The following is a 13,063-nucleotide window of genomic DNA, read 5'->3' on the forward strand; positions in this document are numbered from 1 at the left end:
TCATCCCGCCTTGCGGGCGGGGGCCACTCCCAGGATCTCGGCGAGGAACTGGCCGGTGTGACTCTCCGGAACCGACGCGATCTGTTCGGGCGTTCCGGTGGCGAGAACCGTGCCGCCGCCCGCACCGCCTTCGGGACCGAGGTCGATCACCCAGTCCGACGACTTGATGACGTCGAGGTTGTGCTCGATGACCAGGACGGAGTTGCCCTTGTCGACCAGGCTGTTCAACACGTCGAGGAGGCGCTGGACGTCTTCGAAGTGCAGGCCGGTCGTGGGTTCGTCGAGGACGTAGATCGACCGGCCGTTCGACCGCCGCTGAAGCTCGGTCGCGAGCTTCACGCGCTGGGCCTCGCCGCCCGAGAGCGTCGTCGCAGACTGGCCGAGACGCACGTATCCGAGGCCGACGTCGACCAGGGTCTTGAGGTACCGGTGGATCGCTTGGATCGGCTCGAAGAAGTCGGCCGCCTCGGAGATCGGCATATCGAGCACCTCGGCGATGTTCTTGCCCTTGTAGTGAACCAGGAGGGTGTCGCGGTTGTAGCGCTGACCGTGGCAGACCTCGCACGCGACGTACACGTCGGGCAGGAAGTTCATCTCGATCTTGATCGTGCCGTCGCCGGAGCATGCCTCGCACCGACCGCCCTTGATGTTGAAGCTGAAGCGGCCGGGCTGGTAGCCCCGCGTCTTCGCCTCGGTCGTCTCCGCGAACAGCGAGCGGATCCTGTCGAAGACGCCGGTGTACGTGGCCGGGTTCGACCTGGGGGTGCGGCCGATGGGTGCCTGGTCGACGTGCACGACCTTGTCGAGGTGCTCGAGACCCGTGATGCGGGTGTGCTTGCCCGCCACTCGACGGGCGCCGTTGAGCTTCGTCGCGAGCACCTCGTAGAGGATGCCGTTGACGAGGGTCGACTTGCCCGAGCCACTGACCCCTGTCACCGCGGTCAGGACACCCAGGGGGAAGTCGACCGTGACGTTCTGCAGGTTGTTCTCGCGGGCGCCGACGACGCGCAGCTGCCTGCCCTTGTCGATCTTGCGCCGCTTCTTGGGCATCGAGATCGACCGCCGACCGCTGAGGTAGGCGCCGGTGATCGACGCTTCCTCGGTGAGCAGCTGCTCGACGGGACCGGAGTGGACGACGTTGCCGCCCTCGACGCCGGCGCGGGGTCCGATGTCGACGACCCAGTCCGCGGCGTGGATGGTCTCCTCGTCGTGCTCGACCACCACGAGCGTGTTGCCGAGGCCCTTCAACCGCACGAGGGTCTCGATGAGGCGACGATTGTCCCGCTGGTGGAGACCGATCGACGGCTCGTCCAAGACGTAGAGGACACCGGTCAGCCCGGATCCGATCTGCGTCGCGAGACGGATGCGCTGCGCTTCGCCGCCCGAGAGGGAACCGGCGGCGCGGCTGAGACTGAGATAGTTCAGACCGACCTGGATGAGGAAGTCGAGCCGCGCACGAATCTCTCGGAGGACGGCAGCCGCGATCGTCGCCTCACGATCGGTGAGGTGCAGGTCGGCGAAATAGGCCTGGGCCTCCCCCAGGCTCAGGCGCGAGGCGTCCGCGATGGAGTGCCCGTGGACCAGGACGGACAGCACCTCGGGCTTCAGTCGGTCGCCGTTGCAGACGGGGCAGGGCACCTCACGGAGGAACTCCGACCAGCGCTGCCGCTGCGTGTCGCTCTCAGCCTGCGTGAACTGCCGCTCGATGTAGGGAATGACGCCCTCGAACCCGGACGCGTACCGCATCTCGCGGCCGTAGCGGTTCTTCCACTTGACGGTGACCTTGTAGTTCTCGCCACTCAGCACGGCATCCTGGATGTCGGGATCGAGATCTTTCCAGGGTGTGTCGAGCGAGAAGCCGAGGTCGTCGGCCAGACCGAGGAGCAGACGCTCGTAGTACTGGAAGAGCCCCTTGCCCTGGGTGGTCCACGGGACGATGACGCCCTCGGCGATCGAGAGCTCCTCGTCGCCGAGCAGGAGCTCGGTGTCGACGGACATCCGCGTGCCGAGTCCGGAGCACGCCGGGCAGGCGCCGAACGGTGCGTTGAAGGAGAACGTCCGCGGCTCGATCTCGGTCAGCTGGAGCGCGTGCCCGTTGGGGCAGGCGAGCTTCTCGCTGTAGTTCTGCCACGCGTCGTCGCCCTCTTCGTCGACGAAGTTGACCTGCAGGATGCCGCCCGCGAGACCGAGTGCGGTCTCGACGGAGTCGGTCACGCGGCTGAGGATGTCGGGGCCGGCGACGAGGCGATCGACGACGACCGCGATGTCGTGCTTGAAGCTCTTCTTCAGCACCGGCGGCTCGGCGAGCTGCGCGACCTCGCCGTCGACGATCGCGCGTGCATAGCCCTTCGCCGACAGCTCCTTGAAGAGGTCGACGAACTCGCCCTTCTTCTGGGAGACGACCGGCGCGACGATCTGATAGCGGGTCCGCTCGGGCAGCTCCATGAGCTGATCGGCGATCTGCTGGACGGTCTGACGCTGGATCTGCTCGCCGCACTCGGGACAATGCGGGACCCCGATGCGCGCCCACAGCAGACGCATGTAGTCGTTGATCTCGGTGATCGTGCCCACCGTGGAGCGGGGGTTGCGGTTCGTCGACTTCTGGTCGATCGAGACGGCCGGGCTCAGGCCCTCGATGAAATCCACGTCGGGACGATCCACCTGGCCGAGGAACTGGCGTGCGTAGGAGCTCAGGGACTCGATGTACCGGCGCTGGCCTTCGGCGAAGATCGTGTCGAACGCGAGGCTCGACTTGCCGGAGCCCGACAAGCCGGTGAACACGACGAGCGAATCGCGCGGGATCTCGAGGTCGACGTTCTTCAGGTTGTGGACGCGGGCACCGCGGACACTGAGCTTGGACGCGTGGGGAACAGGGACGATGGGCACCGGTCAATCCTAGGTTGGGCCACCGACATGGGCTCCGACTTCGCTCCGAGCGATCAGCTCTCGGGTGATTCCCGGCCCTGGGAACCTGCGAACGGCGCCAACCCGTCTCGAAGTCGGGCGGCGTCGTCCTGACTCATCCCGACCCGCGCGAGGACCTGACCCGGAACGGTGAGCGCTCGGTCGCGCAGCGCGGCACCGTCTTCGGTCAGCGTGATCTCGAGAACGCGCTCGTCATCAGCACGACGCCGGCGCGTGACCCTCCCCTGCGCCTCGAGGCGCTTGATGATCGGTGACACGGTCGCGGATTCGACGGCGAGGGCGTCCGCGATCTCCGACAGCGATCGCGGAGCGCGCTCCCAGAGCGCGAGCATGACCAGGTACTGCGGGTGCGTGAGTCCCAGCGGATCGAGCACCGGTCGATAGATCGACACGATGTTGCGCGCGGCCGTCACGACGGCGAAGCAGAGCTGGCTCTCGAGGAGCAGGGCGTCGTCATCGTTCATGAAGGCATTCTATGGGCTAATCGTTAGTACACTAATGAACATGGCTCCCCGCGATCCCGATCGACCCCGCCTTCGCGCACGTGCCCGTGCCGCGGGAGGCTGGTACGCGTACTTGAACGGACGACTCATCCGCTATGCGGGCCCGGCGTCGGTCGGACCGTACGAGAAAGAGCCCGAGCCGGAGCGCGCCGAGCGCGCCTGCCCGGTGTGCGGTCATCCGATGTCGGCGCACACGTTCGACCGGTCAGGCCCTCGGCCGCTCATGCACTGCCCCTGACACGGACGGCGACGGCGACGGCGACACCCTGCGGTGCCGGCATCGCCCGCAGGCCGGTGGTCAGGCGTGCCCGGCACGCTCCATCGCCCGCAGTTCCTTCTTGAGGTCCTGGACCTCGTCACGCAGGCGTCCAGCGAGCTCGAACTTGAGCTCGGCCGCCGCGGCGAGCATCTGGCTCGACAGATCCTCGATCGTCGCCTCGAGCTGGTTCGCACCCTCGGCCGCGATTCCCTCTCGTCGGAGCTGCGGGGTCGGGCTCTTGCCCTTGCCGGACTTGTTCTTGCCCGCCTTGCGACTGTCCAGCATGTCGCGGGTGTCCGATGCCTCGCGGTTGAGCGCGTCGGTGATGTCGGCGATCTTCTTGCGCAGCGGCTGGGGGTCGATGCCGTGCTCGAGGTTGTAGGCGATCTGCTTCTCCCGGCGCCGCTCGGTCTCCTCGATGGCTGCGGCCATCGAGTCGGTCATCCGGTCGGCGTACATGTGCACCTGACCCGACACGTTTCGGGCCGCGCGGCCGATCGTCTGGATGAGGGAGGTGCCCGAGCGGAGGAACCCTTCCTTGTCGGCGTCGAGGATCGCCACGAGCGACACCTCGGGCAGGTCGAGCCCCTCTCGCAGCAGGTTGATGCCGACCAGGACGTCGTACACGCCCTGGCGGAGCTCGGTGAGGAGTTCCACTCGGCGGAGCGTGTCGACATCCGAGTGCAGGTAGCGCACGCGAACGCCGTGCTCCCCGAGGAAGTCGGTGAGCTCCTCCGCCATCTTCTTCGTCAGCGTCGTCACGAGTACGCGCTCGTCGCGCTGGACGCGCACCCGGATCTCCTCGAGCAGGTCGTCGATCTGCCCCTTCGAGGGCTTGACGATGATCTCCGGGTCGATGAGCCCGGTCGGGCGGATGATCTGCTCCACGATGCCGTCGGCGATGCCCATCTCGTAGCGCCCGGGGGTCGCCGAAAGGTAGACCGTCTGACCGACGCGCTGCTTGAACTCGTCGAACCGGAGCGGCCGGTTGTCCATCGCGCTCGGAAGACGGAAGCCGTGGTCGACGAGCGTGCGCTTTCGGGATGCGTCGCCCTCGTACATCGCGCCGATCTGGGGCACGCTGACGTGGGATTCGTCGATCACCATGAGGAAGTCATCGGGGAAGAAGTCGAGCAGCGTGTGGGGCGCCTCGCCCGGCATCCGGCCGTCGAGGTGCCGCGAATAGTTCTCGATGCCCGAGCAGAAGCCCAGCTGCTGCAGCATCTCGAGATCGAAGGTGGTCCGCATGCGCAGCCGCTGCGCCTCGAGCAGCTTGCCCTGTGACTCGAACTCCTTGAGCCGCTGTTCGAGCTCGTGCTCGATCGTGCCGATCGCGCGCTGCACGGTCTCGGTGCCGGCGACGTAATGCGATGCGGGGAAGATCGGGACGCTCTCGAGCGTCTGGACGACGTCGCCGGTGAGCGGATGCAGCATGTACAGCGCCTCGATCTCGTCACCGAAGAGCTCGATCCTCACGGCGTACTCCTCGTACACCGGGATGATCTCGATCGTGTCGCCACGCACGCGGAAGTTGCCGCGCGAGAAGTCGACGTCGTTGCGGTTGTACTGCATCGCGATGAACTTGCGGATCAGCGCGTCCCGGTCGTAACGCTCCCCGACCTGGAGGGCGACCATGGCCCGGAGGTACTCCTCGGGAGCGCCCAGGCCGTAGATGCACGAGACGGTCGAGACCACCACGACGTCTCGCCTGCTCAGCAGGGAGTTGGTCGTCGAGTGGCGGAGGCGCTCGACCTCCGCGTTGATCGAGGAGTCCTTCTCGATGAAGGTGTCCGTCTGCGGGACGTACGCCTCGGGCTGGTAGTAGTCGTAGTAGCTCACGAAGTACTCGACCGCGTTGTTCGGCAGCAGATCGCGGAACTCGTTCGCAAGCTGGGCCGCGAGGGTCTTGTTGTGGGCCAGGACGAGCGTCGGACGCTGCACCTGCTCCACGAGCCAGGCGGTCGTCGCCGACTTTCCGGTACCCGTCGCACCGAGGAGGACGACGTCGGTCTCACCGGCGTTGATGCGCGCGGCGAGATCGGCGATCGCCGCCGGCTGATCGCCGCTCGGAACGTACTCGCTGATGACCTCGAACGGCCGGACGGAACGGGTGGTCTGCATCTCTCCAGCGTAGGCGCGACGCCCGACACCGGGACGGTCGTTCGCCCTGGGCGAGAGTCAGCGGGGCGGGGCCCCGGCGACGAGGCGTTCCCACAGCCGATCCGTCTGGAGCAGTGTGTCCTCGAGAGTGCCCGCGGTGTCGATGACGACGTCGGCGATCGCAACCCGCTGCTCGTCCGACACCTGAGCTCCGAGCCGGGCGTCTGCCTCGTCGGTCGTCATCCCACGGAGGTCGATGAGCCGTCGGCGGCGCACGGCGGCTGGCGCGTGGGCGACGACGACCAGCTCCCACGGGTCCTCGAGCCGCGCCTCCACCAGCAGCGGGACGTCGTACACGACGACCGCTGCCGGGTCCGCCGCGAACGCGTCGGAGAACCGACGTGCCGACTCCTCACGCACGGCCGGGTGGACGATCGCGTTCAGACGCGCCACCGCATCCGGGTCACCGAAGACGCGACCGGCCAGACGACGGCGGTCGAGCTCGCCGGCATCCGTCACCACGTCGTCGCCGAACGCGGCCGCGATGTCTCGAAGGACCGGCGAACCGGCACGCTGGACCTCGCGGACGATCTGGTCGGCGTCGACGATGATGGCACCGTGTTCGGCCAGCCGGCGTCCGATGGTCGACTTTCCCGAGGCGATGCCTCCGGTGAGAGCGAGAAGAGTCACACTCCGAGGATGCCACGCGGCGGGTCAGGCGAGGTTGGAGCGCGCCTCATCCACGCCGCCGAACAGGACCGACGCCTCAAGGCTGCGAGACGCGCGCTCTGCGGCCGCCCGCGCAGAATCGAGGAGGGACGGACCGTCGTACCCGACCGTCTCGGTGAGCGCCACCCCGACCCCCACCACGGGGAGCAGACCCGTCGCGTTGACGGAGAGATCGTCGATGCAGCCACGGTAGATCGCGGCCGCCTGACGACGGGCGTCCGCCGCGGTGCTCGACAGGCCGCAGACCGACAGGGTGTCGTCGCTGTCCTCCCCCACCAACGCCGACGCGGGGGCATATCGCCGCACGGCGGCGCGCCATGCGGTCGCGACCTCGTCGACCGCATCCGATCCGAACGCGGCCGTCATCTCTTCGAGTCCGTCCACGTGCACGACCACCACACCGACGAGTTCCCGCCGCCAGCTCGCACGCTCGATCATGTCGTCCAGCGCGCTGCGGTACGTGCGCGCGAGCATGATGCCGTCTGCGGCGACGCCATTCTCGCTGAGCCACTCGTACCGCTGTGTCGCGCTCTTCGTGGCACGGAGGAGGGAGGTCACGACGACGGCCACGATCGTCAGGATGACGGTCACGATGTTCGCTGAGATCGTCCCGAACCACACGGAGAAGAAGCCGCCGGTGGGGCCGTCCGCCACGAAAGCGGCGAGCCGCCCGACGTAGTACGCACCGCCGGCGAGGAGGACGACGGCGAACATCCGCGCCGCGCCGATGCGTCGCATCGGGCGCCTCGTCGCCTCCACTCCCCCGAAACCGAAGAAGACGATGATGGATGCCGCCATGACCTCCCAGCCTCCCCAGCTCCCCGCTGAGGGCACGCCCACAATGGCGGCGATGAACGTCAGGGCGGCGAGGACGCTCACCGTGACGGAGGGCCACGCGAGCGAGCGGTCGTTGAACCGGCGGTTGCCCAGCCAGATGAACCCGGGGGTGAGCGCGAACGTCGCGTTGCCGATGGCGATGGCGACCGCCCCACCGACGCCCGCAGCCCAGGAGATGTAGGCGAACGTCGTCGCGACGCCCGCGAGGTAGCCGACGGCCCAGAGCTTTCCCGCCCCGGTGTCGCGACGACGCAGGGTCTCGATGATGAACATGCCACCCGCTGTCAGGGCGACCAGCGCGGTCATCACCGTCACCGAGAACAGGTCGAGGGTCATGCATCCTCCGCTTCCGCGCGCGCAGCTCCGGCGGACAGGGTCGTCGCGGCGAGCTCGGCATTGGCGGGCAGTCGCACGGTGAAGGTCGTCCCCAGTCCCTGCGTGGACGTCACCGAGATGTCACCGCCGTGCGCGAGAACGATCTCCCGACTGATTGCAAGGCCCAGGCCGGTTCCGGGCACCCCGCTTTCCGCGCGGAAGAACCGCTCGAAGACGCGATCCTGATCTTCCGCGCTCAAGCCGATGCCGCTGTCCCGCACCAGGAACCAGGTGTGGATGCCGTCCGACGAACTCCCGAGCGCCACGCTGCCTCCGTCGCGGTTGAACTTGAGCGCGTTGCTGACCAGGTTGTCGACCACCTGCCGCATGCGAGCAGGGTCGATGAACGCGGGCGCGGGCACGACGTCGGACGTGTCGATGCGGATCGCCCGCTCCCGCGCGATCGGGCCGAGGTCGGAGGCCGACGCGCGGAGGAGCGCAGCGACGTCGTGGTTCTCCGGGGAGATGGTCACCTCGGCGGACATCCTCGAGGCCGTCGACGCTGCCAGGATGCCGGACACGATCCCGAGCAGGCGTTCGCTGTTGCGGTACGCGACGTCGACCTGGCGGTGCACGTTCTCGGGCACCTCATCGTTGTCGAGGACGAGTTCCAGGTATCCGAGGATGGAGGTGAGGGGCGTTCGAAGCTCGTGCGACACGGACGCGACCAGGCTGTCGCGTGCGCGCAGAGCCGTGCGCTCGTCGGTGACGTCTCGGGCGACGAGCACGACGCCGGAGGGTGCGCCCTCGGCATCCGTCAGACGCCGGGCCGTGAGGCTCAGAGCCGCGCGGCGTGATTCGGAGATCGGGAACCACACCACGAAGTCACTGAACGACTCGCCTCGCGCGATCCGGGCGAGCGGGCGTTCGCGCGGCTCGAGAGGTGTCTGCCCGTCGGCGGCGAACATCTGCCCGACGGTGTCGAGCTTGCCGAAGCCGGGGATGCGCTGCTGGAACCGTCCGAGCGCGTCGTTGACGAACGTGATCTCGCCGTTCGCGGCGATCCGGAGGACACCGAAATCCACCGTGTCGAGCACCTCTGTCAGGAGCTGCTCCTGGCCGCTGGCATGGCGGAGCGCGGCGGTGAGTCTCGCGGTCTGCTTGTCGAGCAGTGAGCGCTGCGCGTGAGATCGACGCGCCGCATTGTAGGAGGACGCCCCGATTGCGATGATCACGGCCGGGAGCACGATCAGCGCCCAGGTCCATTCGAAGCCGGGGAGCAGAAGCAGAGTCCCCCAGTAGGCGCCGATGACGCTCACGCACGCGACGATGAACCAGATGCGCCCCAGGGCGGACAGCCACATGGTCGGGAACGCCCACAGCAGGGCGACGCCCGGCACGTCGGAGGCACGCAGCAGAGCGATCGCGGCAATGTCGACGATGGGGATCACGGCGACCCATGCGGGGTTCACGCGCGACCACGGCACTGCGAGCGACGCCAGCGCCGCAACCACGATCGTCGCCACCCCGGCAGCGAACTGAGGAACGTCCGCGAGCCAGCCCGACCACAGCCCCGACAGGAAGATCCCGGCGACGATGGCCGTCAGGAGCATCTGGTTGTTCGCCACGACCCGGTCGCGGAGCTCGGTCAACGGCATGCCGGTCGCATCCGCCAGTCGGAAGCGCGCCGCCCGCCGAGGAGCCACGATGTCAGGCGACGCCGCAGCCGTCGAGTCCGCGTCCGGGATGTGCACATCTGCACGTTACCGTTTGCGCCGCAGGCGTCCGCACGTTTGGCGGGAAAACGACTGAGGGGCCGGAGCCCATGGCTCCGACCCCTCAGATGATCATGCGTGGATCAGCGACCCGACAGCTTCTCGCGAAGAGCAGCGAGCGCCTCATCATCGGCCAGCGTGCCGGCGCCGCCGGCGACGTCGGACGAGAAGGTCGATCCGCCGGTCTCGGCGGGAGCAGCAGCCTCGGCCTCGAGGGCCTTGGCGACGGCAGCCTTGTGAGCTTCCCAGCGACCCTGCGCGGCAGCGTACTCGGCCTCCCAGGCAAGGCGGGCCTCGTCGAAGCCCTCCTTCCACTGGTTGGTCTCGGAGTCGAAGCCCTCGGGGTACTTGTACTCGCCGTTCTCGTCGTACTCGGTGACCATTCCGTACAGAGCCGGGTCGAACTCGGTTCCGTTGGGGTCGACAGACTCGTTGGCCTGCTTGAGCGACAGCGAGATGCGGCGACGCTCGAGGTCGATGTCGATGATCTTGACGAAGACCTCTTCGCCGACCGAGACGACCTGCTCAGCGAGCTCGACGTGCTTGCCGGAGAGCTCCGAGATGTGCACGAGGCCCTCGATGCCGTCGGCGACGCGAACGAATGCGCCGAACGGAACCAGCTTGGTGACCTTGCCCGGTGCAACCTGGCCGATGGCGTGGGTGCGGGCGAAGACCTGCCACGGGTCCTCCTGCGTCGCCTTCAGCGACAGCGAGACGCGCTCGCGGTCGAGGTCGACTTCGAGGATCTCGACGGTGACCTCCTGGCCGACCTCGACGACCTCGGACGCGTGCTCAATGTGCTTCCACGAGAGCTCCGAGACGTGGACGAGACCGTCGACGCCACCGAGGTCGACGAACGCACCGAAGTTGACGATCGACGAGACCGTGCCCTTGCGGACCTGGCCCTTGTGGAGGTTGTTGAGGAAGTTGGAGCGCGACTCCGACTGGGTCTGCTCGAGCAGAGCACGGCGCGACAGAACGACGTTGTTGCGGTTCTTGTCGAGCTCGAGGATCTTCGCTTCGAGTTCCTGGCCGAGGTACGGGGTGAGGTCGCGGACACGGCGGAGCTCGATGAGCGACGCGGGCAGGAAGCCTCGCAGGCCGATGTCGACGATGAGTCCACCCTTGACGACCTCGATCACGGAACCGGTGACAACACCGTCGTTCTCCTTGATCTTCTCCACATCGCCCCAGGCACGCTCGTACTGCGCGCGCTTCTTGGACAGGATGAGGCGGCCTTCCTTGTCCTCCTTCTGGAGAACGAGGGCTTCGACCTGGTCGCCGACGTGAACGACCTCGTTGGGGTCGACGTCGTGCTTGATCGAAAGCTCGCGGGAGGGGATGACACCCTCGGTCTTGTAGCCGACGTCGAGGAGCACCTCGTCGCGGTCGATCTTCACGACGGTGCCTTCGATGAGGTCTCCGTCGTTGAAGAACTTCAGGGTCTTTTCGACCGCGGCCAGGAAGTCCTCAGCAGATCCGATGTCATTGATGGCGACCTGCTTGGTGGCCGGGGCGGTCGTTGCGTTAGTCATGTAGGGGGTTGTCCTTGGATGATGTTGTCGTCGGGCCTCGTCGACATGACCGCGGACGCGGCGCAGTGACGAAGGCGTGGTGGAAGATGTTGCGATGTCGCACAGGCATGCCAGAAGCACCACATGCGTGACGCTCTAGGTTATCAGACAGCGTCGACGTAGAACCAGCGTCCGACTCGGTGCACGAAGCGGCTCCGCTCGACCATGACGCCGCGCTCCCCCGACGCGACGTCGCACCACTGCGCATGGAAGAGAACGGATGCCTCCCGCGCGCCCTCGTCGACCTCGACGATGTCGAGTCGCTCCCACCGAATCGCGGCATCGACGTCCACACGGTCGGGCCTCGTGCGCGGAAACCAACTGTCCGTCAGGTGCTGCGTGTCGCCGAGGGCGAAGGCCGTGAACCGAGACCGCATGAGCTGCTCGGCGCCGCCAGCCGGGTGGCCGTCCAGCACCGGCCCACAGCAATCGCCGAAGAGGCGGGCACCGCACGGGCAGGGGTCGGATGCTTCGGGTCGACGTCCCCGAGACACGGATGCTGCTGAGCCGAACGACATCGCTCTCCCCCGTCCTTCTCGTGAGCCACCCGAGCATACGGCCTGTGGAGAACAGGCTCACCGTTGCGGCCAGCTGATTACGGTGGTCGCATGACACGAGGGCGCGTAACCGGGAGCTGGGCGATCGCGGCGGCCATGGCGACGGCTTTGCTGAGCGGGTGCGCCCCTGCAGCTCCGGCTCCGTCCCCGACACCCACCGGTTTCGCGTCAGAGGAGGAGGCCTTCGCCGCCGCCGAGGAGACCTATCGCGCCTATGTCGCCGCCTTGAACGCAGTCGACTTGTCGGATCCGGCGACGTTCGAGCCCGTCTACGCCCTGACAACTGGTGACGCAAGAGACCAGGAGAAGCGCGGACTCACCCAAATGCACGCCGACGGATGGTCGGTTGAAGGCGTTACAAGGATCGATGCCATCTACGCCGGCGACACACGCAACGAAGTCATCGTCTGCCTGGATGTCTCCGAGGTCGAGGTTCTCGATAGCGAAGGTGAATCACAAGTCAGCGATGTCCGTCCTGACTTGTATGCGCTCCGGATAGGTATCTCAGCTACCAATAAGACGACGGTGCGAGCCCTGATAACCGACAGCGAAGCAATCGAGGACGACAGGTGCGTGCCGTAATCGTTGCAGCTGTCTCTCTTGCGCTGGCTGCCACCCATCAAGCGTCCGCTGTTCCGACCAACAACAGATGCGCGGGCTCCGCCGCCTGGACCTACTGTCAGACCTCGAACAACGGCTCATCCGTCTCCATCGGAGCGTCTCAGAACTCCACCGAGCGGGAGAGCCCGTCACCCGACCGTCGACGAGGCGGCAGCGGAGATGGCGGCATCCGTGGCGGCGGAAGCGCGCCCCCGCCGCCACCGGATCCCGACGCGTTCTATCCGGGCGGGCTCACCAGCGACGAGTGGTATCGCCAGTGCGTGTTCTCTGATGAGTGCGGCACCGTCGTCACGCTGCCGGGCGCGAACCCCATTCCGGGGAATGAGCGCGCTGACACACCTGACCCCGTGCCCGCCCCGGAACCGGAACGGCCTGACGTGACCACCGCCACCGTCTCGGACGTCGCAGACTTCGCCCCGGCCTCTCCCCCGCTGGTTGGCGAGCCCGAGGGGCTCGGCGTCGTCGGCATGCCCACCAACTTCGTCGTCGACGCGGAGACGCACACGGTGTCCGCGGAGATCTTCGACGTGCCGGTTCAGGTGCGGTTCACTCCGGTCTCGTACCTCTTCGTCTACGGCGACGGCACCACGCGGGAGTCGACGACCGCGGGTCGAGAATGGTCCGAGCTCGGAGTGCCGCAGTTCACGGCGACCGAGACGAGCCACAGTTACGACGACGTCGGCACCTACACCGCGCGTGTCGACGTGCGCTATGCCGCCGCGGGCGACGCCGGCTTCGGCTGGTTCCCGATCGACGGGCTGCTCACGGTGCCGAGCGCGACCACCGGCATCCGGGTGGTCGAGGTGGAGACGGCGCTCGTCGAACGCACCTGCCGCGAGGACCCCGGCGGCCCGGGCTGCTGAGTGCC

General features: G+C 67.3%; 11 protein-coding genes. 3 read left to right on the top strand and 8 right to left on the bottom strand.

The window, feature by feature from the left end; all coding sequences use genetic code 11:
- Positions 1-2,886 (bottom strand): excinuclease ABC subunit UvrA, encoded by a 2,886-nt coding sequence (gene uvrA / locus ACJJV7_RS05395; RefSeq protein ID WP_405372701.1) that lies wholly within the window; start codon positions 2,884-2,886, stop codon positions 1-3.
- Between the two features lie 53 nt (positions 2,887-2,939).
- A complete protein-coding gene (locus ACJJV7_RS05400; RefSeq protein WP_405372700.1) occupies positions 2,940-3,389 on the bottom strand; it encodes a MarR family winged helix-turn-helix transcriptional regulator in 450 nt (149 codons plus the stop codon).
- A 34-nt stretch (positions 3,390-3,423) separates the two neighbouring features.
- Here ACJJV7_RS05400 and ACJJV7_RS05405 point away from each other — a divergent pair, with 34 nt between their 5' ends.
- The gene (locus ACJJV7_RS05405) at positions 3,424-3,666 is read left to right on the top strand and encodes a hypothetical protein (RefSeq protein WP_405372699.1); all 243 of its coding nucleotides are present in this window, start codon (positions 3,424-3,426) and stop codon (positions 3,664-3,666) included.
- A 60-nt stretch (positions 3,667-3,726) separates the two neighbouring features.
- On the opposite strand, the gene uvrB is transcribed toward ACJJV7_RS05405, so the two are convergent.
- The 6 genes from uvrB to ACJJV7_RS05435 form a co-directional block, all read right to left on the bottom strand.
- On the bottom strand, positions 3,727-5,808 hold the full coding sequence (gene uvrB, locus ACJJV7_RS05410; RefSeq protein WP_405372698.1) for an excinuclease ABC subunit UvrB: 2,082 nt from the start codon (positions 5,806-5,808) through the stop codon (positions 3,727-3,729).
- Positions 5,809-5,865: 57 nt separating this feature from the next.
- A complete protein-coding gene (gene coaE, locus ACJJV7_RS05415) occupies positions 5,866-6,477 on the bottom strand; it encodes a dephospho-CoA kinase (protein WP_405372697.1) in 612 nt (203 codons plus the stop codon).
- 24 nt (positions 6,478-6,501) lie between these two features.
- Complete coding sequence (locus tag ACJJV7_RS05420) at positions 6,502-7,689, bottom strand: diguanylate cyclase (RefSeq protein ID WP_405372696.1); 1,188 nt, start codon at positions 7,687-7,689, stop codon at positions 6,502-6,504.
- Complete coding sequence (locus tag ACJJV7_RS05425) at positions 7,686-9,422, bottom strand: sensor histidine kinase (protein WP_405372695.1); 1,737 nt, start codon at positions 9,420-9,422, stop codon at positions 7,686-7,688. Before ACJJV7_RS05425 ends, ACJJV7_RS05420 begins: the two co-directional genes overlap by 4 nt.
- 104 nt (positions 9,423-9,526) lie before the next feature.
- Complete coding sequence (rpsA, locus tag ACJJV7_RS05430; protein ID WP_405372694.1) at positions 9,527-10,978, bottom strand: 30S ribosomal protein S1; 1,452 nt, start codon at positions 10,976-10,978, stop codon at positions 9,527-9,529.
- Positions 10,979-11,121: 143 nt separating this feature from the next.
- The gene (locus ACJJV7_RS05435) at positions 11,122-11,433 is read right to left on the bottom strand and encodes a YchJ family protein (protein WP_405372693.1); all 312 of its coding nucleotides are present in this window, start codon (positions 11,431-11,433) and stop codon (positions 11,122-11,124) included.
- Positions 11,434-11,625: 192 nt separating this feature from the next.
- Between ACJJV7_RS05435 and ACJJV7_RS05440 the strand changes: the two genes are divergently transcribed.
- Positions 11,626-12,156 carry a hypothetical protein gene (locus ACJJV7_RS05440; protein WP_405372692.1) on the top strand — a complete coding sequence of 177 codons (531 nt, stop codon included), beginning with the start codon at positions 11,626-11,628 and terminating at the stop codon, positions 12,154-12,156.
- A 416-nt stretch (positions 12,157-12,572) separates the two neighbouring features.
- Positions 12,573-13,058: a hypothetical protein gene (locus ACJJV7_RS05445; protein WP_405372691.1), complete on the top strand. Its 486-nt coding sequence runs from the start codon at positions 12,573-12,575 to the stop codon at positions 13,056-13,058.
- Positions 13,059-13,063 lie beyond the last annotated feature (5 nt).

Source organism: Microbacterium sp. Ld4 (genome assembly GCF_045066555.1).
Classification (GTDB): domain Bacteria; phylum Actinomycetota; class Actinomycetes; order Actinomycetales; family Microbacteriaceae; genus Microbacterium.

What these genes read in the sequence shown, in the direction of transcription:
- uvrB (WP_405372698.1), bottom strand. Translation starts at nt 5,808, where the DNA reads ATGCAGACCACCCGTTCCGTCCGGCCGTTCGAGGTCATCAGCGAGTAC.
- ACJJV7_RS05440 (WP_405372692.1), top strand. Translation starts at nt 11,626, where the DNA reads ATGACACGAGGGCGCGTAACCGGGAGCTGGGCGATCGCGGCGGCCATG.
- rpsA (WP_405372694.1), bottom strand. Translation starts at nt 10,978, where the DNA reads ATGACTAACGCAACGACCGCCCCGGCCACCAAGCAGGTCGCCATCAAT.
- ACJJV7_RS05400 (WP_405372700.1), bottom strand. Translation starts at nt 3,389, where the DNA reads ATGAACGATGACGACGCCCTGCTCCTCGAGAGCCAGCTCTGCTTCGCC.
- ACJJV7_RS05405 (WP_405372699.1), top strand. Translation starts at nt 3,424, where the DNA reads ATGAACATGGCTCCCCGCGATCCCGATCGACCCCGCCTTCGCGCACGT.
- ACJJV7_RS05420 (WP_405372696.1), bottom strand. Translation starts at nt 7,689, where the DNA reads ATGACCCTCGACCTGTTCTCGGTGACGGTGATGACCGCGCTGGTCGCC.